Annotated in this window: 1 protein-coding gene; it reads right to left on the reverse strand. The window is 67.8% G+C overall.

The window, feature by feature from the left end; translation table 11 throughout:
- Positions 1-591, reverse strand: a 591-nt coding sequence (locus tag INT12_RS30650; RefSeq protein WP_226926402.1) for a hypothetical protein, incomplete at its 3' end; no start/stop codon positions are given.
- Between the last annotated feature and the right edge of the window lie 161 nt (positions 592-752).

A 752-nucleotide genomic window follows, 5' to 3' on the forward strand; every position in this document is an offset into this window, starting at 1 on the left:
GCGTTGGCCTTCAGCCTCGACTGTGGCCGTGAACTTGGGCTGCTCACCGCCCGGGCCGAGGCAGGCCAAGGTACCTGCCATCACGGCGACCGCCCGCTCGGGATAGGCGTGCTGGCGCGTCGCTGCGCGCACGAGGTCAGGCGGAGCCTCTCGAGACATCAGCGCTGCCTGCAGGGCGGTTTCGCCGGGGATGATGTCGCCCTGACCTGTGCCTCCGGTATGGGACATCATTCTGAGCAGAGATCGTGGCTCGGAGCAGACCGGATCCAGTGAAGTCCCGAAGTCGTGGCCGTGGCGCCTTGCGTAGGCCCTGCCGAGATAGCCCTGTGGGCGGAGGTCATCCAGGTACCACGGGAGGCCGGGGACGGCGCCCGGGTCGCCGCCATCTGGTGGGCAGGTGAGATTCGGGCGGTTGGCGGTGACGTGGATCTGGAAGGTGTCGCCTGGTTGCGGGATGGCGTGTCCAAGACGTTCTACGGTGCCATCCGGGCGTAGTCGGAACAACGGGTATTCGGCGTCGCCAGGGAGGGAGAGCGTCATTGCCGCAGCGTGGTGGAAGAGGGGCCAGTGCGGCCATTCAATTCGTTGCATCAGTGCACCGCGACGGGAGAGGTCAGTGGCGCAGGCGGAACGATTTGCGGTGCGGATGCGTGCGATCTTCGGTTGGGGTCATGCGTTACCGTGCCGATGGGCGGGGTCGGCGGCCGTTTGGGAACCGACCCTACCCCCCCCCCGCGTGCCCGCGTCCGGCG

This window comes from Pseudomonas sp. K8, from assembly GCF_014889455.1.
Lineage (GTDB): Bacteria > Pseudomonadota > Gammaproteobacteria > Pseudomonadales > Pseudomonadaceae > Aquipseudomonas > Aquipseudomonas veronii.